The 23,659-nt window shown below is 70.0% G+C and carries 15 protein-coding genes; 3 read left to right on the top strand and 12 right to left on the bottom strand.

Features of this window, described 5'->3' with window-relative positions; genetic code table 11:
* Positions 1-32: 32 nt before the first annotated feature.
* From HWX58_RS15065 to HWX58_RS07940, 11 genes are all read right to left on the bottom strand, one after another.
* Complete coding sequence (locus tag HWX58_RS15065; RefSeq protein ID WP_250646151.1) at positions 33-428, bottom strand: hypothetical protein; 396 nt, start codon at positions 426-428, stop codon at positions 33-35.
* A complete protein-coding gene (locus HWX58_RS07985) occupies positions 368-1,675 on the bottom strand; it encodes a serine/threonine-protein kinase (RefSeq protein WP_250646150.1) in 1,308 nt (435 codons plus the stop codon). The genes HWX58_RS15065 and HWX58_RS07985 overlap by 61 nt, the downstream gene beginning before the upstream one ends.
* Complete coding sequence (locus tag HWX58_RS07980) at positions 1,672-3,006, bottom strand: FHA domain-containing protein (protein WP_175986770.1); 1,335 nt, start codon at positions 3,004-3,006, stop codon at positions 1,672-1,674. The genes HWX58_RS07985 and HWX58_RS07980 overlap by 4 nt, the downstream gene beginning before the upstream one ends.
* On the bottom strand, positions 3,006-3,821 hold the full coding sequence (locus tag HWX58_RS07975; RefSeq protein WP_175986768.1) for a PP2C family protein-serine/threonine phosphatase: 816 nt from the start codon (positions 3,819-3,821) through the stop codon (positions 3,006-3,008). Before HWX58_RS07975 ends, HWX58_RS07980 begins: the two co-directional genes overlap by 1 nt.
* Complete coding sequence (locus HWX58_RS07970; RefSeq protein WP_175986766.1) at positions 3,818-5,116, bottom strand: RDD family protein; 1,299 nt, start codon at positions 5,114-5,116, stop codon at positions 3,818-3,820. Before HWX58_RS07970 ends, HWX58_RS07975 begins: the two co-directional genes overlap by 4 nt.
* A complete protein-coding gene (locus HWX58_RS07965) occupies positions 5,113-7,512 on the bottom strand; it encodes a transglutaminase-like domain-containing protein (protein ID WP_175986764.1) in 2,400 nt (799 codons plus the stop codon). Before HWX58_RS07965 ends, HWX58_RS07970 begins: the two co-directional genes overlap by 4 nt.
* Positions 7,509-8,768 carry a DUF58 domain-containing protein gene (locus tag HWX58_RS07960; protein ID WP_175986762.1) on the bottom strand — a complete coding sequence of 420 codons (1,260 nt, stop codon included), beginning with the start codon at positions 8,766-8,768 and terminating at the stop codon, positions 7,509-7,511. Before HWX58_RS07960 ends, HWX58_RS07965 begins: the two co-directional genes overlap by 4 nt.
* Positions 8,768-9,739, bottom strand: coding sequence for an AAA family ATPase (locus tag HWX58_RS07955; protein WP_175986760.1), 972 nt, complete (start codon positions 9,737-9,739; stop codon positions 8,768-8,770). Before HWX58_RS07955 ends, HWX58_RS07960 begins: the two co-directional genes overlap by 1 nt.
* Before the next feature lie 26 nt (positions 9,740-9,765).
* Positions 9,766-15,849: an Ig-like domain-containing protein gene (locus HWX58_RS07950; RefSeq protein WP_175986758.1), complete on the bottom strand. Its 6,084-nt coding sequence runs from the start codon at positions 15,847-15,849 to the stop codon at positions 9,766-9,768.
* Between the two features lie 119 nt (positions 15,850-15,968).
* The gene (locus HWX58_RS07945; protein ID WP_175986756.1) at positions 15,969-16,541 is read right to left on the bottom strand and encodes a DNA-3-methyladenine glycosylase I; all 573 of its coding nucleotides are present in this window, start codon (positions 16,539-16,541) and stop codon (positions 15,969-15,971) included.
* A gap of 28 nt (positions 16,542-16,569) precedes the next feature.
* Complete coding sequence (locus HWX58_RS07940; RefSeq protein WP_175986754.1) at positions 16,570-18,621, bottom strand: acyl-CoA dehydrogenase family protein; 2,052 nt, start codon at positions 18,619-18,621, stop codon at positions 16,570-16,572.
* Positions 18,622-18,863: 242 nt separating this feature from the next.
* Here HWX58_RS07940 and HWX58_RS07935 point away from each other — a divergent pair, with 242 nt between their 5' ends.
* On the top strand, positions 18,864-19,286 hold the full coding sequence (locus HWX58_RS07935; protein ID WP_175986751.1) for an OsmC family protein: 423 nt from the start codon (positions 18,864-18,866) through the stop codon (positions 19,284-19,286).
* 72 nt (positions 19,287-19,358) lie between these two features.
* Here the strand turns inward: HWX58_RS07935 and recQ are convergent, their stop codons facing one another.
* Positions 19,359-21,356, bottom strand: coding sequence for a DNA helicase RecQ (gene recQ, locus HWX58_RS07930; protein WP_175986748.1), 1,998 nt, complete (start codon positions 21,354-21,356; stop codon positions 19,359-19,361).
* A gap of 87 nt (positions 21,357-21,443) precedes the next feature.
* On the opposite strand from recQ, the gene HWX58_RS07925 reads away from it, so the two are divergent.
* Complete coding sequence (locus HWX58_RS07925; RefSeq protein WP_175986746.1) at positions 21,444-21,770, top strand: GNAT family N-acetyltransferase; 327 nt, start codon at positions 21,444-21,446, stop codon at positions 21,768-21,770.
* An 83-nt stretch (positions 21,771-21,853) separates the two neighbouring features.
* Positions 21,854-23,590 carry an HNH endonuclease signature motif containing protein gene (locus tag HWX58_RS07920; RefSeq protein WP_175986743.1) on the top strand — a complete coding sequence of 579 codons (1,737 nt, stop codon included), beginning with the start codon at positions 21,854-21,856 and terminating at the stop codon, positions 23,588-23,590.
* Positions 23,591-23,659: the final 69 nt, after the last annotated feature.

Here is a 23,659-nt window from a genome sequence, read left to right as displayed (position 1 = left end):
CTCGGAGGACGTCGACCGATCAGCGCGTGAGCTCACTCCACGCACCCCCGAACCTGCTCCGACGCACGGCCGTCCTCGCGGCGCAGCAGCACATCGATGCACACCTGTCCGGTGGCGGCTCCCTCGAACGTCACGGTCGGCTCTTCGGTCGACTCGGGAACCCCGGTGCCGTCGAGGCTCACAGTGTTCCACAGGTACAGGTCGCCGTCCTCTTCGGCCGGGTTCGTCCATGTGAAGGTGATGGTCGTGCCGTCGCGCGTGCCGGCGAGGTCATCGACGGCGGGCACCGCGTCGGAGATGGGATCCTTCGGGACCGCCCCCTGCTGCGTGGCCACGGGGTCGGGCTCGCCCGTTCCCTGGAGCAGGTTCACGCCGATGATCGTGCCGCCGACGAGGACGACGGCGGCCGCCGCGATTCCGATCCACATGCCCACCCGCGGCTTCGGCTTCGTCTCAGCCGGGTCAGGTTCCGGTGCGTCCCCGACGGTCTGCGGGAACGGCACCGCGGGCGCCTCCGGCGAGAGGGTGCGCGGGCCGCGCAGGACCGTCCGGTCCTCGTCGACGGGTGCGGGAGCGGGCGCCGCCGCGCCGGGTCGCATGACGGTGTCCTCGACCGCGGATGCCGACGTGGATGTTCCCGGGTCGAAGCGAGGGCCGGGGTCCCCACCGGTGCACGCGCGTAGCGCGGTGAGCCGAACGGGCGGGTCGTGGCGGACGGGCGGGTGCTGCCGGCATCCGGCTCGATGCTGACGATGTCGCGGACGCGCGTCAGGCCCTCGTCCTCGTCCTCGAGGTCTTCCGGGAGTGGGTGGTCGTCGACGATGTCGATCGGCGTGACGGAATGCGCCAGCTCGATCTGCACCTTCTGCAGGGCGCGCGCGAACGCGACGGCGCTGGGGTAGCGCGCGTCGGGGCTCTTCGCCATCGCCCGCTCAAGGACCTGCTGAAGGCTGCCCGGCGAGTCGGGACGGTTCACCGGCGGCAGCGGCGCGCGCTCGATGCGCTCGATGAGGTCGGCGCTGGTGTTGCGCTCGCCGGGCCGCTCGAACGGCGACCGGCCCGCGAGCAGCGTGTACAGCGTCGCGCCGAGCGCGAACACGTCCGAGCGCGGACCGCTCTGCGGCGGCTCGGCGAAGAACTCCGGCGGCGACCACGGGATCGACATGCCGGTAGCCTCGCTCACGGCCCCCGTCGTCGAGGCGATGCCGAAGTCGGTGAGGGCGGGGCGGTTGTACTCGGTGACGAGGATGTTCGCCGGTTTGATGTCGCGGTGCAGGACGCCTGCGCGGTGCGCGGTCTCGACGGCACCCGCGACCTGGATGCCGACACGCAGCGCCTCGGCGACCGAGAACGGCTCCTTGCGCGCGCGGACCTGCAGGTTCGGGCGCGGGCAGTACTCCATCACCAGGTACGGCCTGCCGTCGCCGGCCATGCCCGCCTGATAGATCGTGACGATGGCCGGATGCGTCGACAGCATCGCCATCACGTTCGCCTCGTCGGCGAACTCCTTCGCCGACCCGCTCGAGATCCGGTCGGCGAGCAGCACCTTCACGGCGACACGGCGCCGGGGCATCTGCTGCTCGTACAGGAACACGTCGGCGAAGCCGCCGGCGCCCAGCGGCTCGATGTAGGTGAAGCCGGGAAGCTCCGGCGGCTGCGAGGGGGGTCTGCTCACGGGAGATCCTCGAAGACGACGGTGACGCCGTCGCCGAGATCGACGACATCGCCCGAGAGCACAAGCGTCTGCTCGCCGGGGTGCAGGCGCAGCGGGTCGGCGCCGGGGCGCAGCAGCGTCGAGCCGTTCGTGGTGTGCAGGTCGACGACGACGACGGTGTCGCCCTCCGGACGGATCTCGAGGTGGCTGCGCGAGATGTCCTGCTGGGGGCTCTCGACAGCGACGAGGTGCGGCATGTCGGCGCCGCTGGCGCGCGTCGAGCGCGGCCGGCGTCCGATGATGACCGTGCGGTCGAGCCCCACGACCTGACCGGTCGACACGCGCACACGGCCCGTGCCGCTGGAGACGACAGGGAGCACAGCGGTGGGCGCGTCAGGGCCGGCGGTGGGTGCACTCTGACGCAGAGCACGGGCCTCGGCGACCGAGATGGTCTCGCCGTCGTGGTCGCCGGCCGCTGCGGCGGGCGCCGGGGGCATCGGCGGTGCGGCGGGAGAGCGGGGGCCCGCGATCGTCGCACCGAACAGCTGCTCGAACTCGTCGGCGTCGGATGCGTAGGTCACCTCGTCGGGCGTGAGCGTGGCGCCGTTCACGGCGCCGTCCTCATCGGCCGGCTCGGGCGCCTTCACGACCTCGGGCTCCGATTCGGCGGCGTCTTCTGCTTCCGCGACCGGGCTGTCCATCGGCTCGGTCTCGGGCTCGGCCGCGGGCTCGTCGACCGGCGCGGGCTCGTCGACCGGCTTGGCGACATCAGCGGGCTCCGACTCCTCAGCGGGCTCCGACTCGATCGCTTCCGGGGCGCTCACGGCGACGGCGGCATCCGCCTCGATGCCAGCATCCGATTTCGGCGCAGCATCCATCTCGGGCGCAGCATCCGCCTCGAGCGCGGCGATGTCGGACGGCTCGATCTCGGCGGTGGCCTCGGCTGCGCGCACGATGCCGCCCGCGATCGGGAGCGACACGTCGTCGGCGTCGTCGGCGGCGACGGCGATGCGGCTCGCGCCTTCGACGAAGCGCTCGCTCCAGGTGGTGACGTTCGAGCCGGTGAAGCTCTCCGCACCGCCCTCGCCCTCGACCCGCGCCGTCACCTCGCCGCGCACCGCGATGCGGGCGTTCGGGCCCTCGAGCACGATCGCAGCGAACGGGAGCATCGCGGTGAACGAGCCGCCTGCGTGCTCGGTCAGCGCATCGATGACGGCTGCGAGGTCGCCCCCGCCGCTCTGACGCTCCCAGAGCCGCTGCACGAGCTCGGCCGGCGCCTCGGGCGCCAGGGCGATGAGCGCGCCAGGTGCCACCAGGGTGTACCACTGCCCGGGTCGATATGCAGTCTGCATCAGCTCATCCCTCCGGCGACCGCCTCACGCGGTCTGGTGTCTTCGTCGATGTCGTCATCCGCGCGCATGCGCACGCCGGGCCGGGATGCGACCGAGATCGCATCCACGATCACCACGGTGATGTTGTCGCGCCCGCCGGCATTCACGGCCTCGTGCACGAGTGCGGACGCGGTGGTCTGCGGGTCGGATTCGGCGGTCAGTATCTCGGCGATCCTGGCATCCGTCACCTCGGACGAGAGCCCGTCGGAGCAGATCAGCATCCGGTCGCCGAGCTCGGCCGGGAACATCCAGAAGTCCGCGTCGCCGGTGCTGCCCGCTCCGATCGCCCGCGTGATGATGTTGCGCCGGTGGTCGGACGCGGCCTCGAGGACGCTCAGCTCGCCGGACTCGATCAGTTCCTGCACGACCGAGTGGTCGACGCTGATCTGCTCGAGCTCGCCGTCCGCGAACCGGTAGGTGCGCGAGTCGCCGATGTTGAAGCTGAGCCAGTAGCCCATGCCGTCCACGTCGGCGAGCACGAGACCGCTGAGGGTCGTGCCGGCGCGGCCCATCGCCGAGACCGAGAGCGCATCGACGGCGTCGCGCGAGCGGCTGAGCACGTCGAGCACGTCGTCGAGTTCCAGGCTCTCGCGTCCGATGTGCCGTGAGAACTCCGAGACGACGGCTGCGCTCGCACGCTCACCGGCCTCGTGGCCGCCCATGCCGTCGGCGACGACGAAGATCGGCGCGCTGGCCAGCAGCGAATCCTCGTTCAGAGTGCGGCGCAGGCCGGCGTGCGTCGCCGACCCCGCCGAGACGATGAGCGGTACGGTCATGCGTAGCCCCCGACCGTGACGATGCGGTCGCCGATCTCGATGGCGTCTCCGAGGCGGATGCGCACCTGCTCGCCCGGCTCGCAGACGATGCGGTGGCCGTCGCGCACGATCGCAGTCCCGTTCGTCGAATGCCGGTCCATGATCCAGCCGCCGGACGTCTCGGCCACCGCCTCGAAGTGCGTCTTCGACAGCGACAGCGTCTCGTCGCGGACCGACACGACGGTCGCCCCGTCCTCGGGTGCCGGGTTGCGTCCGAACAGCGTGCGACGCGAGACCGTCACCCGCGTGCCGTCGTCCCAGGTGAACACGAGACGGTGTCCCGGGATGCTGATCCTGGTGTCCTCGATATCACCGGCGTCATCGGACGCGGGGGCCGGCTCTGCGGGTTCAGCGGGTGCCGCGGCAGCGGGGGTCGCGGGGATCTCGGGCACGGGCGGCACGACAGGCTCCTGGACGCTGCGCTCGGGCGGGCCGTCCTGCGTGATGCCGGGGACGAACGCGATCAGCGATCCCTCTCCCGCGACCGGGGCGGAGAGGTCGGCGTGCGACGGCGCCTGCGGACGGGCGGGCTCAGGCGCCCGCACGGTCTCGTCGAACACCGACGGAGCAGGCGTGCCTGGCGCGCTCGGCGTTGCCGGCGCGGTCGGAGCCGCGTAGGACGCGGGCATGGCCGGAGCCGGCGGGAACGCGGGGTTCGCGCGGAGCCCCGGAGCAGCAGGGGTCGGGGCGGCGAACGACGAGGATCCGCTGGGCGTGGCAAGCCCGGGGATCGGCGGTGCGCCGTTCGGAGTGCCGGGGCGCGGCGGCACGTGCAGGTCCACGGTCGGCGGAACCGTGCTCGCCTGCGCGCCGGCGCGCGCGTCGAGCATGAGCGAACGGGCGACCTTGTCGGGCCAGCCCTGGAACCGGCCTGATCCGTCGAACAGGGGCGTGAAGTACCCCACGACGATGGATGCCGCGAGCCCGAAGATGATGTTGCGCAGCAGACCCTTCCAGAATCCGAGCGGTGCACCGTCCTCGCGCACGAGCCGTAGCCCCTGCGCCCGCATGCCGATCGAGCCCTTGCCCACCTGCATGACGGTGTAGAACACGAACCAGCCGAGCAGCACGAGCCAGATCAGCGGTGCGCCGACGCCGATGACGGCCAGCATCCCGTCCGTCCCGGCGAGGACGGCGAACACGACGAGCAGGATGCTCAGGACGATCCCGATGCCCGCGGCGATCGCCGCATCGATGATGTACGCCACGGCGCGACGGGAGGTCGGGGCGACGGTGCCGAATGTCGGTTGCGTCATGATGTCTCGCTCTCGGATGCTTCTGTCGTGCTGTTGTCGATGGTGCCAGGTTCTCGCCGGATGCGCGCGGCCGCGGCATCCTTCAGTCCCTGGAAACCGGACTGGATCGCGGACCCTCCCAGCAGCGATCGCAGACTGAGCCGCGCCTTCATCCGCTTCCAGAATCCTGCCTCGGCACCGAGGCCGACGACGATGCCGTCGACCTCCTTCCAGAAGGCGTCGACGTCGTCCTGACTCGGGTCGTGCGGGCCGAACACCTCGGCGTCCGCCCGGTCGGCGAGCGCCGTCACCGTCGGGACGGCGAGCGCGTCCGAGACGAGCACCGCCTCCTCGCCGCGGGTCGCGCCGGGCGTCAGCCGGGCGCCGTAGTCGACCGCGCGATCGGTGAGCTCGTCCCAGCCGCCGGCGATCCGGTCGGCCGTGCGATCGGCCGACCGGCGCGCACGTCGCCGCGACGCCTTCCACGCGCCGATCACGATGAACGGTGACATGAGCAGCGCGATGACGGCCAGCGAGATGCCACCGATGGCGAGGATCGCCAGGATGATGCCGCCGATGTTCAGCGACTCGTCCTCGCCCTCGCGATCGTCCGGAAGCGTGGGCGGCAGGTCGACCGGCTCCTGCGGCGGGGGCGGCGGCTGCAGGACCTGCGGCTTCGGGTCGGCGCGCGGCTTGGTGTTCTGATCGTTGGGGACCTGGTCCTCCGGCGGCGTCGGGTCGAACGGCACCCACCCGAACCCGTCGAAGTTCACCTCGACCCAGGCGCGCAGGTTGTCGCCGTTCGCGACGAACGACGAGGCTCCCGCATCCTTCTCATCGGGGTAGAAGCCCATCACAACACGTGCCGGGATGCCCAGTTCGCCGGCAAGCAGCGCCATCGCGACGGAGTACTGCTCGTCGTCGCCCACCATCTGGTCGCCGCCGATGAGCGTCGAGATGCGTTCGGCGGTGTGGCCGGCGCGGGAGAGCACCTCGCCCTCGAGACCGTGGCTGAAGAAGCCCTCCTCCGACAGGTAGTCGGCGAGTGCCTGCGCCTGCTCGGCAGGCGTCTCGGCCTCGGCGACGATCTCGCCGGCGAGCGTCGTGAGCTCCTCGGGGACGTTCTTGTTCTTCGGCATCCGAACATTGCCGAACTCGGCGTCGCCGAGCTGCTTGTCGGTGACCTCGGCGGGGATCGTGGTCTGGACGGTGTAGCTGTCGCCCCTGTGCAGGCCCGTGGTCGCGACCGCTGTCGCGGAGCCGTTGCTGTAGTACGTTCCGCGGCGCAGCTCGTCGGCGTCGGCGCCCGCGAACCGGATCTCGGAGACGAGGCCGGCCTGAGGCACCCAGACGCCGGTGTAGTCGCCGATGTCGACCTGCATCGTCACCGGCAGCCCCTCGGCATCCGGCGACATGTTGGAGCGGATCGGCGCGAACGCGCTCGAGGTGCCCGGCCCGCCGTCGACGACGTTGATGACCTGGCCGTCGAACTCGTCCATTCCCGCCAGGCGGATGCGGGCGCCTTCCGGGAGCCCCTGGACGGTGAACAGCGTGGAGTCCTTGTCGTCGCGGACGATTCCGCGGAACGACTGCAGGGCGCTCGGGTAGTCGCGGATGTTGAACGGCGGGATGATGGTGTCGCGCAGCACGTGGCGCACCTCGCCCGGTGCGGTGAACGCGGTCGTCGCGACGCCGGCACCGGTGGCGGCGGCGAGGACGATGCCGCCGGCGACGATCCGGCGCATCCGCATGTGGTTCGCGCGCGCCGGGTCGATCTCGCTGACCGAGACCGCGGCGTTCTGCGGCATCCAGATCTGACGCACCGCGAGCCAGGCGATGCTGACGACGGCGAACACCGCTCCCTGGATCAACGGCGTGGCGGGGTCGGGCGTCCCGAGTGCGATGACGGTGGCGAGCAGGACGCCGGCGGGGATGAGCGCCCACGCCGGCTGCGTGAGCCGCAGCGCGAGGGACGCGGTCAGCACCGCCGTCACGAGCAGGAGCAGGAACGGGACGATGAAGTGCCCGTCGGCGCCCGAGACCGGCGCGACGGTCGTCAGCAGTTGCTTCCACGAGGTGACGACGCCCAATGCCAGCTGCTTCAGGGTCTCCAGCGACGGGATGAACCCGAGGATCGCGGTGTGCGGCAGGGCCAGCGCGCCGCCGAAGACGAAGTACGCCGCGACGGTGAGCCCGGTGATGATGAGGATCCCCCACCGGCGCCAGGCTGCGACGACCGCGATGGCGATGCCGATCACCGCCCCACCGATCGCAGCGCCCAGGAAGCTCGGGCCGGCGAAGCTCGGCCAGAACCCGACGGCCGCTGCTCCCAGCAGCACGAGCACGGCGGCGATGTCGAGACCCCAGCGGCGCAGGGGCAGCTCGCGGATCGATGCCGACGGTGCGGGGGCGCTCATGCGAGGACCTTCTGGAGTGCGAGGGGGAGCTGGTCGAGCGCACCGACGCTGACGACGTCGGCGTCTCCGATGCGGCGCAGCGCCGGAACCTCGACGGCGGTGTCGGTGACGACGGCGATGACGCGGGCGCCGAACGGCAGCCGAGAGCAGGCGACCCGCAGATCCTCGTTCGAGACCTTGGAACCGCACACGAGCACGACCACGCTCGCCAGCGGCATGGTCGCGGCGATCACGCCGCTGAGCTCGGCGATGCCGCCCTCGCGCGGCCTGCTGCCGTCGACGGCCGCGAGCGAGTCCAGCAGCTGCTTGCCGGTGTCTGCACGCAGCGCGCGCCCCTGGACGCGGACGTCGACGCGCTGCGAGTCGCGGAGGGCGCGCAGCCCGATCGAGCCGGCGGCCGAGATGCCCAACTCGAAATCCGCCGGGTCGGCGTAGTCGCCGGTCGAGGTGGACAGTCCGATCACGAAGTGGGAGCGCCGCGTCTCCTCGTACTGGCGGACCATCATGATGCCGGTGCGCGCGGTCGATCGCCAGTGCACGTGGCGCAGGTCGTCGCCGGGCTGGTACTCGTTCAGCGCGTGGAACGAGACGTCGTCGCGCGAAAGGTCCGCGGCGGGCAGACCCTCCAGGTCGCGCAGGAAGCCGAGCGACTGGCCGTCGAAGAGCACGGTCTGCGGGTGCACGAAGAGGTCGACGGGTTCGTCGCGGCGGTGCGCGCGCTCGAACAGCCCGAGCGGATCGCCGCGGACGACGCTGACCGGACCGACCTGGACGACCCCGCGGCGCTGGGTGGGGATCGCGAACAGCTCCTCGGCCTTCTCTCCGGGCGCGAGGCGCTGGATGCCGAATTCGCCGCGCCCGTTCCCGACGGGCAGCACGACCCGTGACGGAAGAATCGCGCGGCTGCCCGGGTTCGCCAGCGTCAGCGCTCCCACGGCGCGCTCCCCGACGACGACACGCGTCCGCGCGAGGTCGAGGTTCACGTCGTACTCGGTCCGGCCGATGAGGAACACCGAGCAGATGAGCAGCGTGATCGTGACGACGACCGCGGTGACGATGAGCTCGCGCCAACCGAGGCTCAGGCCCACGATCCAGAAAACGACGGCGAGGGCGATGAGGATCCAGGCGAGCGGACGGATGACGGCCGCGACCTTGCGGAGACGGTTGCCGATGCGCACGGCGATGAGCGCCGCGATGTCGCGCCAGCCGGCGTCGCGGGCGGTCTCGGGTGCGACGCGCAGCGCCTCTGCGGTCATCAAGCCGCCGCTCTGGCCTGCGGTGCAGCGACGCGCTCGAGCACACGGCTGATGACGACGTCGGCCGTGACACCCGAGAACTCGGCCTCGGGGTCGAGCATCAGGCGGTGCTGCCATGCCGGCGCGACGAGCGCCTTGATGTCGTCGGGCAGGACGTAGTGGCGCCCGCGCGCTGCCGCCCACACTTTCGCCAGACGGACCATCGCGATGGCACCGCGGACGGAGACGCCCAGTCGCACGCCGGCATCCTCACGCGTCGCCTCGGCGAGCTCTGCGACATAGCGCAGCACGGCGGGCTCGACGTGGACGGTCGAGGCCAGGTCGGCCATGTCGGCGACGGCACCGGTCGTGATGATCGCGGTCAGGTGCGACGACGGGTTGCGGTCGGATGCCCCGGCGAGGATGCTCTCGGTCACGGCCAGGTCGGGGTAGCCGATCGAGGTCTTGATGAGGAAGCGGTCCAGCTGCGCCTCGGGGAGCTTGTAGGTGCCGGCCTGCTCGACGGGGTTCTGGGTCGCGATCACGAGGAACGGGCGGCCGGCCTCGTGGGTGACGCCGTCGATGGTGACCTTGGACTCCTCCATGACCTCCAGCAGCGCCGACTGGGTCTTCGGGGAGGCGCGGTTGATCTCGTCGGCCAGCACGATCGACGCGAAGATCGGGCCCTTGTGGAACTCGAACTTGTGCGACTGCTGGTCGTAGATCGTCACACCGGTGACGTCGGAGGGCAGCAGATCGGGCGTGAACTGGATGCGAGAGCTCGTGCCCTGGACGGTCGCCGCGAGCGCCTTCGCGAGGCTCGTCTTGCCGGTTCCTGGCGCATCCTCGAGGAGCACGTGACCCTCGGCCAGCATGGATGCCAGGACGAGACTGACGACCTCGTGCTTGCCCTGCACGGCCTTGTCGATGTTCTCGACGAGGCGAGTGAAGGTGCCCTGGAACCAGCTCGCCTGTTCGGGGGTCATTGTCATGTCGTGATGCTCTTTCTCTCTCGCCGTCACCAGGTGATCGGGTCCGCGTAGCCCCAGCCTTCGATGTACACGCGGATCGACTTGCCGGGCATGCCGTAGAAGCAGCCGAGCTGGACCGTGCCGTTGGCCGGAACGTACTTGCGAGCCCCGCCGAAGCGCCCGCCGTCGTCGCAGTACAGGCGGTAGTCGCCCGCAGGGAAGTTGGCCACGGTGACCGTCAGGTACGCGCAGCTGGAATGGGTGCACTCCCCTGGCCAGTAGCCCCCTGCACCCTTGCCCGTCTTCGCCGTCGGCTGCGGCTTGGCATCCGTCGTCGCCGAGTCCCTGGCCACGCCCGACGTGCCGGCCTTGTTCGTCGCGCGAGCCTCGATCACCCAGGTCTGCGAGTACTGGCCGCCGACGTTGCGGCTGCCGCTGTTGGCGACGTCCTGCCAGCCCGTCCAGTTGCCGTTGTGGTCGCGGATGCGGATCTGCATCTGGATCGCGGCACCGTTGTTGCCGTTGCTGCTCCAGCTCATCGTGATGTTGCCGCCGTTGTTGCGCGCACTCGCGTTCGGCGTGGGCGGGATGCCGAACGGCGTCACCGTGTTCGACGCCGCAGAGGCGACGCCGGTGTAGCTGCCGGTGCCGGTGTTCGACAGCGCCCGGATCTGCAGCGAGAAGTCGTTGCCGTTGCTCAGTCCGCCGATCGTGTTGCTGGTGAGGTTCTTCCAGCCGCCACCGCCGTTGAGCAGGTACTGATACGTGATCTCGGATGCCCTGGCGCCGTTTCGCTGCTCGGCGGTGAGGGTGTAGTTCGAGGTGATCGTGATCGACCGATCGCCGGCCGAGATCGTCGGCTTGGTCGGGGCATCCGGTCGGATGGCACCGCGACGCTCGGCCGACGCCGGGCTCCATTGGCCCCACGACGCCTTGTTCTCAGCGCGGACGATGTACGAGTAAGCCGCCTCGGACGTGGGGACCACGACCGCCTGGCTCGTCTGCCCCGCGGGCACCGGGATGGTGCGCACCGTGGTTCCGCCCTCGAGGACCTGCAGCTGGTAGCCGGTGATCGGGGCTCCGTTGTTGTTCGGTGCGACCCAGCTCACCTGCATCTGCGCCTGGTCGCCGACGGGCGTCAGCTCGGCCGTCGTGGGGGCGGCGGCCTGCATCGGGGGCCCTGCCGGGATCTCGGCCAGCGACCACTCGCTCCAGCTCGACGGCTCCGGCGCGCGGTTCACCGCCTGCACGCGCACCTGGTAGGACGTGCCGTTCTCCAGCCCCTCCCAGGTCAGCGAGTTGCCGGTCACACCGGTCTTCTCGGTGACGCCGGACGGCGGGGCCGGCGAGATCTGCAGGTTGTACGACTCGACCGGGGATCCGGGCGTCGTCGGCGTCTTCCACGCCACCTTGAGCGACTTGTCGCCGAACACGAGCGTCGGCGGCACCGGGGTGTCCGGTCGCGCGTCGGGGCGCGCGACCTCCGACGCACCGGACGGATCCGACTCTCCGACGCGGTTGTGCGCGGTGACCTGGAACGTGTACTCGACGTTGTTGGTCAGACCGTCCAGGGTGCAGGTGGTCGTCGCGCACTCCTTGCTGTAGGAGCTGCCCGAGGTGCTCGTGACCGTGTAGCCGGTGATCTCGGCTCCGTTGTTCGACGGTGCCGAGAACGACACCACGACGGTGCGGTCCTGCACGCTCGTCACCTGCGGCCGCCCCGGGGCGTCTGGAACGCCCTGCACGGTGAGGACGATCCGGCCGTCGACGTGGCGGTCGGGGTCCTCCGTGGCGTCCTCGATCGTGTAGCGGAGCACGAGCTGCCCGACGAACTGCGCTCCCGGTGTGACCTGCACCTGGTCGCCCACGACCTCGGCGCTGCCGACTCCGGTCTCGATGTTGACGGTTCGGACATTCAGCGGGGTGTCCGGGAACGGGTTCGTGTCGTTGTCCAGGACGGGCACCATGATCGTCTCGCCCTGGTTCGCCTCGTCGATCGTGTCGGTGTTCGCCGTCGCGAGCTCGCGCGTCGAGGCCGTGACGTTCACGACCACCGTGCCCTCGATGGGCTCCGTCTCGCCGTCCGAGATGCGGATCGTCAGGGTCTGCGACGTGCCCTTGCGCGCGTTCGATGCAGCCTCGACCGAGAGTGTGTCGCCCTCGACGCGCGCGCTCACGCCGTCGCCGGCGTTCCCGACCAACTGGTACGTGTGTCTGCCGGCGTCTTCAGGATCGGGGTCGGTCGTCAGAGCCGCGAGGTCGAGCGTGGTGGCCTCTTCGCCCGGCGCGACATTGACCTCGCCGCGCGTGAACTCGGGCTGCTGGTTGTCGGGGGGCAGCACCGTGATCGGGATCGTCAGCGTGGCCTTGCGACCCTCCGGGTCATCCGGTCCCGTGCCATCGGTGACCTCGAAGGAGACGCCGTCCTCGCCGAAGTAGCGGTCTGCCGAGGTGTAGACAAGCGTGCTTCCGTCCTTGACGAGATCCGAGCCGTCGCTGTGGGCCGCGGAGACCTTGGCGTGCTCGGTCAGCGTCACCGAGCCGCCGCCGGCGACGGTGACGTAGTCGTCGAGCGGCAGCTCCTTGGTCTCGCCGCTGACCACCTCGACCGGCTTGGTCGAGGTGAGAGCGGGCCGGAGGTCCTTCACCGCGGGCACGAAGATGAACGCCGAGGTCGACAGATCGTCACGGTCGGTCAGCGTGTAGCGGATGAGCTGCATCTGCTCGCCGACGGTGACGCGCACCGTGCCGTCCTGGCGGAGCGTGCCGCCGTCGCCGACCTCGACCGTCAGACCCTCGGTCGTGCCGTCCGGATCCTCGTCGTTGGCGAGGATGTCCACGTCGGTGGTGAGCTCGCCGTCGGTGAGGTCGGCCGGGAGCACGCGGTCGTCGCGGGCGATCGGAGCGACGAGCGGGACGTCCTCGTCGACGCTGATCTGCAGCACGGCCTGTGCCTCCGCGCCCCGCGCGTCCACGATCGTGTACTGCAACGAGGTCTCGACCGCGCGGTCGGGCGCCTGGACGAGGATGCGGTCGCCCGAGACGCGGGCGCTCATGCCCTCCACGTCGGGTTCGACGAGGCCGTCCTCGACGAGAGAGATCTTGTCGCCCTCGGGATCGGAGTCGTTCGCCATGACCGGGACGGCGATCTCGCGTCCTGGCCGCACGACGACGGAGTCCTTAACCGCATACGGCGCCTGGTTGATGTCCTCCGCGGCGGCGATGCCCACACGGATGGTCGCCGTGCCCTCCTTGCCGAGCCGGTCGCGGACCCGGTAGGAGAACGTGTCGACGCCGGCGGAGTCGGCGTACGCCTCGTACACGAAGTAGTTCTGGGCGACCTCCGTGATCCGGCCCTTCTCAGGGCTGGTCGCCTGGCCGATGAGCTCGACCGAGTCGCCGTCTTCGTCGATGCCGTCGAGCGGCACGGCGATGTTGGCCGTGTTGCCGCTCAGCACGCGCGCGGTGATGTCCTTCGGACGGGGGGCGGCGTTCTCGTCCTGCTCCGGCACGATCTGGATCGTGATGTACCCGCCGACCTTGTTGCCGCGGGTGTCCGAGACCTCGTACGTGGCATAGACGGTCTTCGCCTCGGGGCCCGCCTTGAAGCGCACGGTGTCCTGCGAGACGAAGATCTCGCCGTCCTCCGGATCGACGAGCGGCTCGACGAGCTCGGGTTCGAGAGACAGGGCGTCGCCGATCGGGCTGCTGTCGTTGTCGAGCACGGGGATCGTGACGACATCGTTCACGCGAACCACGGCCTTGTCCGGCGTCGCCACCGGCGGCATGATCTTGTCCGGCGCGGGGATCGGGATGACGATCACCTCGCCCTCGGCCGTCTTCGACCCGTTCGAGATCCGATAGGTGATGGTCACCTGCTCGTCGAGGGCCCCCTGGTCGCCGATGCGGAGCGACTCGTGGTTGAGCACCGACACCGAGATCCCGCTGCCGGGTTCGACGCTGACGGACTGGACGACGAGGATGCCGCCGGACGGATCGGTGTCGTTGTTCAGCACGCCCAGCAGCACCTCGCCACCGGTCGGCAGCAGCGCGACATCGCGCACGGCGATCGGCGGCAGATCCTGCTCAGCGGCGTCGGCGACGTCGACCCGGACGATGCCTGGCACGCCGTTCGGGCCGGCGGCGACCTCGTACAGCACGTAGTAGACGCCGGGGGCCGGGGCGCTGAAGGTGAAGGTCTTGTTCGGGTAGTCCGGCTCGATCGCCGCACCCGGTGACTCGTCGCCGTTCACGCGCGTGAGCCGGAGCGGCTCGCGGCCGGAGCTCGAGTCGTTCGCGAGCGGCGAGACGGTCACCTGCTCGCCGACGCGCGTCTGCACGTGGTCGGCGTTGGTCTTGGGGAGCGTGGAGCCCGATGGGCGGACGTCGAGCACGATCGTCCCGGTCGCCGCTTCGCCCAGCGCGTCGGCGACGACGACCTGCACCTCCTTGCGGCCCTGCAGGCTCGCGGTCGCGCGGTAGGTGATCTGACCGTCGGTGGTGAACTCGACCTCGTCACCGGGCGCGGCGATCACCTCGCGGAGGTAGATGTCGTCGCCCTCGGGGTCGATCCAGTCCGGGAGGATGTTGTACGAGACCGTGCCGCCGGTCTCGATCGCCAGCGCCGTCTTGCGCTTCGGCTTGGGAGCGGTGTTGGTGTCCCAGTCCTTCACGGTCAGGCTGACGGTCGCGGTGTCCTTGCCCGCGCGTCCGTCATCGACCTCGTACGTGAAGGATGCCGAGCCCGAGGCCTCCTCGCCGACGGCGATCTGCAGCGATCCGCCGTCGTAGATCGGCTGGACGGTGCCGATCGAGGGCTGCTTGCCGGTCAGCGCGGCGACCAGCACGTCGCCGTCGGCGTCGTTGTCGTTGTCGAGCACGGGGAGCGCCGTGGTCTGGCCGGGACGCACTCCGAAGGAGTCGTCCTCGGCGACGGGCGGTGTGTTCTCGGCCGTGCGCACCGGCAGGGTGGTCTCGACCGTCTCCTGTGTGGTGTCCTCTTCGTCCTCGGTCTCACCCTCGGGCGGGGTGAGGTCGTCCCAGTTGTCGACCTGCTGCAGGCTCTCGTCGGTGAGCCACGCGGCGCCGCCGACGGTGTCGTTGAGGATGATGACCTCGCGGTTGACGCGGAACGTCAGCGATGCGGACGTCTGGATCCCAGGGATCTCCTCGTGCACGTCGTCTGCGTCGGACGGGCAGTCGCGCAAGAACTGCCCCGTGCCCGACCAGGCGCCGTAGGTGCAGCCGAGGAGCGAGACGGGTGCGGCAGGGCTGCCCTCGCCGCCGGCATCCGTCCCCGTCGGGTCGCCGCCGTCGAGCGGAACCTCGAGGAGCTGGGATGCCGTGGCGACGGCGACCGAGTCGGTCGGCGCCGAGGCGAACTGCAGCACAGCGGAATCCGCACCGGTGATCTCGGTGCGGAACCCGCCAGGGGTCATGACCGCGCTGTCGGCGGGTGAGAGGACGACCGGGGTCGTGCCGACCGCAGTGATGGTCGGCGCGATGGACGTGTCGAGCTCGCCGAGCGATGCCGTCTGCGCATCCAGCGGCTCGCCCTGGTTGTCGACGGGGATCGTGACGACCTCGGACTTCTCGCCGGAGACCGCGTAGACGGTGCCGTCGACGCCGACGGTGACATCGGAGTTCTTGCCGAGCTCAGCGGTCGGCTCGGCGCCCTCGAGCTCGAACCCGGAGATGCCCTTGACGGGGACGACGAAGAGGTTACCGGACTGCGGGTCGAGGATCGCGGTCGTCTGCTCGCCGAGGGCGACCTTGGCGCCGCCGGGGACGGTGGTGCTGTCCTCGAGCGAGACGCGTGCGGGATCGACAGCCGTGAGGGTCGAGTTCGAGGTGTCGGTGACGAGGATCGTCGACTCGTCCTGGACGATGTCGAAACTCTCGCCCGTCGTGCGCAGACCGCCGTCGATCAGCGCCGACTCATTGTTGAAGTGGCCGACCATGAGCGCGGAGGACTTGGTGATCCACACGCTGCCGTCGTTCAGATCGACCTTGGTGGTGGGGTTGCCCTCATACGCGAATGCGAGGGTGCCGATCGCCACGATCCCGGCTGTGATCCCCGCAATGGATGCGGCTGTCTTGGGTTTGGTGCGCAACCACGACAGCGCCTTCATCCTCGGTATCCCCCCGGTACACGTTCACATGTTGCCCACGGACGCAGATCGACCGGACGCACCGCTACATACTAACCGCAGGGCATGAAGGGCCACGACGGGGAGAGATGCCCACCGGATCAGGCTGCGCGCCAGCATCCCTCGACGTGATCGTCGACCATTCCGGCCGACTGCATCAGGGCGTACATCGTGGTTGCGCCGACGAACCGGAACCCTCGCCTCCGAAGCTCTTTGCTCATCGCGGTCGATTCCGCCGTGACGGCCGGTACATCGGCGAAGGATGCCGGACGAGCAGCGGATGCCGGTGGCGCGAACGACCACATGAATTCATCCAGCTCACCCTCCGCCATCTCGGCGACGATGCGCGCATTGCCGATCGTGGCCAGGATCTTCGCGCGATTGCGGATGATGCCGGCATCCGCCATGAGCCTCTCGACGTCGTCCTCATCGAACTGCGCGACGCGCTCCGGGACGAAGCCCTCGAAGACCTCGCGGAAGCGCGGGCGCTTGCGCAGGATCGTGATCCAGCTCAGGCCCGCCTGGAAGCCCTCCAGCGACATCTTCTCGAACAGTGCGCGGTCGCCGTGCAGCGGCGTCCCCCACTCCTCGTCGTGATAGCGCGCGTACTCGGCATCCGTCCCGACCCACGCGCAGCGCGCGCGCCCGTCGGTTCCGGTGAGGAGGGAGGTCATGCGCCCAGCGTACGCACCGCGGGCGCGGCTACTTCTTGGCGGCCTTCTTCAGCGCCTTCTCGGAGACGGGAGCGTTGCCGGATGCCGCGAGCTCGGCATAGTACGCACGGGCCTCGTCCTGGCGCTGCTGCTCGATGCCGCTCGCGATGGGCGCCCGGACGTGCTCGGGCTCGTACCCGAACGCGTTCACGAGGTCGAGGGCGTGCGGGCGCAAACGCAGGCACAGCCGGTCGATGTAGCTGGAGACCGCTGCGGCGCGCTGGGTCGAGAGGCGGCCGTTGATGATGTGCCACGCGAGGTGCTTCTCGATGAGCTGCAGCCCGAACAGGTCGCGCAGCCACGTGAGCACCTGCCGCGTCCCCTCGTCGGGGATGCTGTTCACGGCATCCGTGAAGGCCTCCCACTGCAGCAGTTCGCCGTGGGCGCGAGCGGCTTCGATGAGGTCGGCCTGGTTCTCGTTGAAGAGCTTCTCGCCGAGCACCCTGTCCTTGCCGGCCGGGCGAAGGCGGCCGGCGATATCGGCGACCATCTGCTGCACGCGGTCGGCGAGCAGCTCGTGCTGCTGCTCGGCGCGCAGTCCGTTCTCGACCGAACGGGCGACCTGACCGAAGTCGGCGATCGCCTGACCGAATCGGCGCAGGCCCGCACCGTGGAACACCTTGCCCGCAGTCTGGCCGACGGCGTACTTGGCGAGTGCCGCGGCATCCTTGTCCTTGAACTGGCTCGCGAAGTCGGTGAGCAGACGCTTGCCGACCAGCTGCAGCAGGATGTTGTTGTCCCCCTCGAAGGTGACGTAGATGTCGAGGTCCTGACGCAGCCCGACCAGGCGATTCTCGAACATGTAGCCCGATCCACCGCAGGCCTCGCGCGCCTCCTGGAGGGTGTCGAGCGCGTGCCAGGTCGACAGGGGCTTGAGCGCCGCGGCGAGCGTCTCGAGGTCCTCCCGGTCATCCGGGGTGTCGGTCCGGCCCGAGAAGACCCCGTCGAACTTCTGCAGGAACTCGTCGTGCGCGAAGATCTGGGCGTACGTGGTGGCCAGGCGCGGCAGCAGCCGGCGCTGGTGCTTGCCGTAGTCCAGCAGCACGACCTCCTGCCCGTCCGCTCCGTCGAACTGGCGGCGCTGAGTCGCGTAGGTGATCGCGATGTACAGGCCCAGGGCCGACCCCCAGGACGCTGCACCGTCGAGCGAGACGCGGCCCTGCACCAGCGTGCCGAGCATGGTGAAGAAGCGGCGACCGGGGTTGTCGATCGGGCTGGTGTAGACGCCGTTCTCATCGACGTCGCCGTACTTGTTGAGCAGGTTGGTGCGCGGGACGCGCACGTTGTCGAACGCGAGACGGCCGTTGTCGATGCCGTTGAGCCCGCCCTTGAGCCCGTCGTCCTCGCGGCTGATGCCCGGGAGGTCGTTGCCGTCCTCGCCGCGCAGCGGGACGTAGAAGCAGTGCACGCCGTGATTCACGCCGTTCGTGATGAGCTGCGCGAAGACCGTGGCCGCGACACCGTGCAGCGCGGCATTGCCCAGGTACTCCTTCGTCGCCGCCCGGAAGGGCGTGTTGATGACGAACTCGTCGGTCTCGGGGTCGAAGGTCGCCGTGGTCGCGGCCGCAGCGACATCCGATCCGTGCCCGATCTCGGTCATCGCGAAGGCCCCGGGGATGGAGAGATCCATGATGCCGGGCAGCCACTTGTCGTGGTGCTCCTGGGTGCCGAGCTGCAGCACGGCCGAGCCGAACAGGCCCCACTGCACGCCGGCCTTGATCTGCAGGCTCGGGTCGGCCGCGACGAGTTCTTCGAAGCCGGCGATGTTGGCGCCGTTGTTCTCCTCGCCGCCGAACTCCTTCGGGAACGCGCGGTGCACGGCGCTGTTCTGCACGAGCAGGTGCAGCTGGCTGAGCACGCGCTCGCGGTGCTCGTCCTTGCCGAGCGAGTCGTCGCGCCAGAACGCGGGGTCCTTGATCATCTCGCGCGCGGTGCGGCGGGTGTCCGCCCAGGTGCCGAGCAGCAGGTCGGTGACCCGGGGCACATCGATCTGCGGGCTCTTGTCTTCCGTCTTCTGCGAAGTGCGGACGGCGTCGACCATGATATTCCTCTCAGAGAGAAGTAAGGATGCTTCAACCGTAGAACTTCTCCAACCCGAGGCGAAGCGTGCTGTGCGGAATCTCCAATCGTGACGGCGGGCGTGGCCTGGGCCGGTTGTCGCGAGCCGACAGGATGCCGTGAACGCGGGGATGCTGTATCACTTCGGTCGGTTATCCGGAGCCGTAACCGACCGAACTGATACGGCATCCGCCGACGTGGTGGGCAGGCAGGGAGGATGGAGGGATGAGCATGCGGTATCGGACGGAAGCGAGCAACGGCGACGGCGGGACGGGCGTCTCGAGCGTCACCGGCGGTATGAGGGTCGCGGTGGCCTCTCCCCTGAACCCCGATCGCGACCCGGCGGCGAGCAACCCGGAGCAACTGCTCGCCCTCGCCTGGGCGACCTGCCTGAACGCGACGGCACGCGTTTTCGTCGCGCCGGAGCAGCGCACGGCGGTGCGCGTCGAGGTCGAGCTGCACGATGCGGCGGACGGCCCGGGCTACGAGTTCCATGTCGACGCGTACCTGTCGGTCGAAGGCGCGTCGCTCGACGAGACCGAGCGCGTGCTCGCGCAGGCGCACGCGCGCTGCCCGGTCTCGAAGCTGCTCGGTGGCTCGGCGACGGTCGCCGTTCATGCGGAGCCATACGCCACCGCGGGTCGTTGAGCGGAGCGGCCGCACGCCGCGCAGACGAAACGGGTTGAGCGAGCGGAGCGAGTCGAAACCGCCCCAGTCGCCTCAGTTCGCGGCGACCACCGCGAGCACGGCGTCACCGTACGCCTCGCGCTTCTTCTCACCGATCCCGGTGATGCCGTCGAGGTCTGCCATGGATGCCGGGCGCAGCTCGGCCAGCGCCCGCAGCGTCGCATCGCCGAACACGATGTACGCCGGCTTGCCGATCTCGCGCGCGGTCTCGGCGCGCCAGACGCGCAGAGCCTCGAACAGCGAGCGGTCGCCCTCGGCCACGGCATCCGATGCGGCCGACGCCTTGCGCGCGCGGCCGCCACCACTCACCCTGCCCATCGTGTCCTTGCGCAGCGGCACCGGGGTCTCGCCTTTCAGCACACCGGCGGCCGCCTCGCCGGGGGCGAGCGTGCCGTAGTCGCCCTGGGCGACGAGGATGCCGCGGGCCAGCAGTTGGCGTACGACGCTGCGCCAGTCCTGATCCGACAGGTCGGCCCCGATTCCGTAGGTCGCGAGCCCGTCGTGCTTCTGCTGGCGGATGCGGTCGTTCGAGGATCCGCGCAGGATGTCGATGAGATGCCCCGCACCGAACGCCTGGTTGCGCTCGCGCTTGAGGCGCACGATCGTCGAGAGCAGCTTCTGCGCCGGCACGAGCCCGTCGAAGGTGTCGGGCTTCTCGAGGCAGGTGTCGCAGTTGCCGCACGGGCCGGATTCCTGGCCGAAGTAGTTCAGCAGGTTCTGCCTGCGGCACTCGACCGTCTCGCACAGCGCGAGCATCGCGTCGAGATGCTGCCCCATGCGCATCTTGAACGTGCGGTCGCCGGGGCTCTGGTCGATGAGCCGCCGCTGCTGCACGACGTCGCCGAGGCCGTACGCCATCCACGCCACGCTCGGCTCGCCGTCGCGGCCGGCGCGACCGGTCTCCTGGTAGTAGCCCTCGACGGACTTCGGCAGGTCGATGTGCGCGACGAAGCGGACGTCGGGCTTGTCGATCCCCATGCCGAACGCGATCGTGGCGACCATGACGACGCCGTCCTCCCGGAGGAAGCGCGCCTGGTTGGCGGCCCTCACCTCGGCGGGGAGGCCCGCGTGGTACGGCAGGGCATCGAAACCCTGGGCGGCGAGGTAGGTCGCGGTCTGCTCGACGGACTTGCGGCTGAGCGCGTAGACGATGCCGGCCGCGCCCGCGGGCATCGAGCGGATGAACGAGACCAGCTGCTTTCGCGGGTCGACCTTGGGAACGATGCGGTACTGGATGTTCGGCCGGTCGAAGCTCGCGACGAAGTGCTCGGCGTCGTCGAGGTGCAGGCGCTCGGTGAGTTCGCGGTGCGTGGCCCGGGTCGCAGTCGCCGTGAGCGCCATGCGCGGCACGCCGGGGAACCGCTCGGCGAGGTCGCCGAGGGCGAGGTAGTCGGGGCGGAAGTCGTGGCCCCACTGCGACACGCAGTGCGCCTCGTCGATCGCGATGACGCTGAGCGTGCCGCGCTGCAGCAGGCGCGTGGTCGCGGTGGACGACAGTCGCTCGGGCGCGACGTAGATGAGGTCGAGCTCGCCGGCGACATAGGCGCGTTCGACCTCAGCGCGTTCGGCGGGAGCCTGGGTGGAGTTCAGGTACGCGGCGTTGACGCCGTTCGCGCGCAGCGCGTCGACCTGGTCGTGCATGAGCGCGATGAGCGGGCTGATCACGAGCCCGGTGCCCTCGCGGACGAGCGCCGGCACCTGATAGGTGATGCTCTTGCCGCCACCGGTCGGCATGAGCACGACGGCATCCCCGCCGGCGATGACCCGGTCGACGATCGCCGCCTGGTCGCCGCGGAACGCGTCGTAGCCGAAGACCGTGTGCAGCGCCTCGGCCGCCGTCGCGAACCGGGACGGCGTCGCGGCGGATGCCGGTGCCGCGACCGGGGTCAGCGGACCGTCGCCCCAGTCGAGCGGCGGCTCGTAGCCGGCGCCCTGCGGCTCCCAGTCCATCTCCTCCGGAGGAGGAGCATCGTCCCACGGAGCATCCGGCCACGGCAGATCCTCGTACGGGTCACGGGATGTCTGCGGCATCCCTCCAGCGTAACGACCCGCGCCGACACGGGCGGTTCTAGGGTGGGGATAACGCGCGCCCGACGGGCGCCGAGCAAGGGAGCAGCCATGACCGATGAGCCCACTGTCACCCGCAACGCCGAGACGTCGCGCTACGAGATCCGCGTCGGCGATGTCCTCGCCGGTTTCGCCGAGTACAAGGAGCGCCCGGGCGAGATCCTGTTCGTGCACACCGAACTCGATCCGGCATTCCAGGGCCGAGGGCTCGCGCCGGTTCTGGCTGCACAGGCGCTGGCGGATGCCGTGGCGTCGGGCGACACGATCGTGCCGTACTGCCCGTACATCGCTCGTTATCTGAAGCGCAACGACGTTCCCGGCGCCGAGATCCGGTGGCCGCAACTGCCCGATGATCCGACGGAGGCCACCCCGGAATGATCGACCCGCGCAGCATCCGGTGAGCTCGCGATCTCTTGCGCCTCACCCTTGTAGGATTCGAAACTTTGTTCTAAAATAGGAGCATGTCAACGCTCAGCCCGCAGGCCCAGGCACTCGAGGATTCCCTCGTGCTTCAGGGCGAGCTGCTGGATGACTGGGTGGGTGTCGGGGCGCGGATCGGGGCGCTGGAGGCGGAACGGGTCGAGTTGCTCGCGCGGCGTCTCGACCTGCTCGCGCACGAGCGTCTGGACGGGGATGAGATGGCGTTCCGGTCGATGTGCGCCGAGTACGCCGCTGCCGGGCATGTGTCGCCGTCGACGTTCGCTCAGCAGATCTCGGCGGCGTGGATGCTGGCCCGCACCCTCCCGGCGACGTTCGAGGCGCTCGCGTCCGGGACGATCAGCAAGCGCCATGCGGACGTGATCGTGGCCGCGGCGCCGAACGTGTCCGGGTACGAGGCCGGGAGCGTGCGTGCCGAGTACGAGGAGCGAGTCGTGCCGTTCGCGCAGCGCGAGACCGCGGCCCGCACCCGGGCGGCCGCCCGAGAGGTCGCCGCGGCCGTGTTCCCCCTGGGCACGACCGAGCAGCACCGGCGGGCCAGGGGGGAGCGTGCCGTGACCGTGAAGGCGGATGGGGACGGGAGGGCGGTGCTCATCGCGATCCTTCCCGAAGTCCTCGCCTACGCGATCCACGACAGGCTCACCCGGATGAGCAACCAGGTCATCCAAGCCCGCCCGGAAGGCCAGCGGCGTCCCCGCCGGTCCACGTTGGAGAAGATCCGCGCCGAACGCGAGGCCGCCCTCGCACAGCAGAAACCCACCGGACCTCCCCCGCCCGATGCCCTCGACGACGCGCTCCTGCGCCGCCTTGAACGCGAGTTCGATCAGGCACCGCCCTGGGAAGAGACCACGGATGCCTCCAGGACGTCTGACGCTGACCCTGCCTCCGCACCGGACGACGCGCACGCCACTGCAGCCGACGCCGCGCCCGGCAATGTGTCCGGCGATGTATCCGACGCCGCCTCTGCGGCCCTGCCGGCGCACATCGATGGCGCCTACATCGAGCAGTTCGACAGGGAGCAGGCCGACCAGTCCGCCCCGATCGGCCGACGCGACGATCTCGACGACCGCAGCACGGTGTTCCACGAGTCCACGCCGATGCACGACGGATACGGTCCCCTCGAACACGACACCCGCACCCTCGACCAGCTCCGCGCCGACATCCTCGCCGACCTGCTCCTCACCACCGCCCCTACCAGCGTCACCGAAACCTCACTCGAATCGATCAAGGCGACCGTGCAGGTCACGATCCCCGCCTCAGCCCTCACCAACAGCGGCAGCAGCACCGGCAACAGCACCGGCAGCGACACCAGCGGCAGCGGCGGCGATCTCCTCACCCTCCTCGACGGGCACGGCCCCATGACCACCGACGCCGCACTCACCCTCGCCGGAAACGCGACCAGCTGGGACCGCCTCTTCCTCACCCCCCAAGGCATGGTCACCCGAACCGACAACTACGTCCCCACGGCGGGGATGAAACGCTTCCTTCGCGCCCGCGACCAGCACTGCCGATTCCCCGGGTGCCGCGCACCCGCCCACCGATGCCAGATCGACCACAACCACGACCACGCCCAGGGCGGACCGACAGCATTGTGCAACCTCAGCCTGTTCTGCACCAGCCACCACCCTCTCAAGCATCCCGACGTCGACGACCGCGACCGATGGACCGCCAAGCAACTCGACGACGGCGTCATCCTCTGGACCAGCCCCCTCGGCCGCACCTACACCGACGAACCGCCCCTCCGCGTCATGTTCACCTGAACGGGCGCGCGATCGCCCGAGCGGACCGTCGCCCCGCAGGTCGTTCCCGGCCGAACGCGAGAAGGGCGC

The organism is Microbacterium tenebrionis (assembly GCF_903645325.1).
Lineage (GTDB): Bacteria > Actinomycetota > Actinomycetes > Actinomycetales > Microbacteriaceae > Microbacterium > Microbacterium tenebrionis.
This window is presented reverse-complemented; position numbering and strand designations above follow the sequence as displayed.

What these genes read in the sequence shown, in the direction of transcription:
- HWX58_RS07940 (WP_175986754.1), bottom strand. Translation starts at nt 18,621, where the DNA reads ATGGTCGACGCCGTCCGCACTTCGCAGAAGACGGAAGACAAGAGCCCG.
- HWX58_RS15065 (WP_250646151.1), bottom strand. Translation starts at nt 428, where the DNA reads ATGTGGATCGGAATCGCGGCGGCCGCCGTCGTCCTCGTCGGCGGCACG.
- HWX58_RS07970 (WP_175986766.1), bottom strand. Translation starts at nt 5,116, where the DNA reads ATGACGCAACCGACATTCGGCACCGTCGCCCCGACCTCCCGTCGCGCC.
- HWX58_RS07950 (WP_175986758.1), bottom strand. Translation starts at nt 15,849, where the DNA reads ATGAAGGCGCTGTCGTGGTTGCGCACCAAACCCAAGACAGCCGCATCC.
- recQ (WP_175986748.1), bottom strand. Translation starts at nt 21,356, where the DNA reads ATGCCGCAGACATCCCGTGACCCGTACGAGGATCTGCCGTGGCCGGAT.
- HWX58_RS07920 (WP_175986743.1), top strand. Translation starts at nt 21,854, where the DNA reads ATGTCAACGCTCAGCCCGCAGGCCCAGGCACTCGAGGATTCCCTCGTG.
- HWX58_RS07945 (WP_175986756.1), bottom strand. Translation starts at nt 16,541, where the DNA reads ATGACCTCCCTCCTCACCGGAACCGACGGGCGCGCGCGCTGCGCGTGG.
- HWX58_RS07925 (WP_175986746.1), top strand. Translation starts at nt 21,444, where the DNA reads ATGACCGATGAGCCCACTGTCACCCGCAACGCCGAGACGTCGCGCTAC.
- HWX58_RS07960 (WP_175986762.1), bottom strand. Translation starts at nt 8,768, where the DNA reads ATGACCGCAGAGGCGCTGCGCGTCGCACCCGAGACCGCCCGCGACGCC.
- HWX58_RS07965 (WP_175986764.1), bottom strand. Translation starts at nt 7,512, where the DNA reads ATGAGCGCCCCCGCACCGTCGGCATCGATCCGCGAGCTGCCCCTGCGC.
- HWX58_RS07975 (WP_175986768.1), bottom strand. Translation starts at nt 3,821, where the DNA reads ATGACCGTACCGCTCATCGTCTCGGCGGGGTCGGCGACGCACGCCGGC.
- HWX58_RS07955 (WP_175986760.1), bottom strand. Translation starts at nt 9,739, where the DNA reads ATGACAATGACCCCCGAACAGGCGAGCTGGTTCCAGGGCACCTTCACT.
- HWX58_RS07935 (WP_175986751.1), top strand. Translation starts at nt 18,864, where the DNA reads ATGAGCATGCGGTATCGGACGGAAGCGAGCAACGGCGACGGCGGGACG.
- HWX58_RS07980 (WP_175986770.1), bottom strand. Translation starts at nt 3,006, where the DNA reads ATGCAGACTGCATATCGACCCGGGCAGTGGTACACCCTGGTGGCACCT.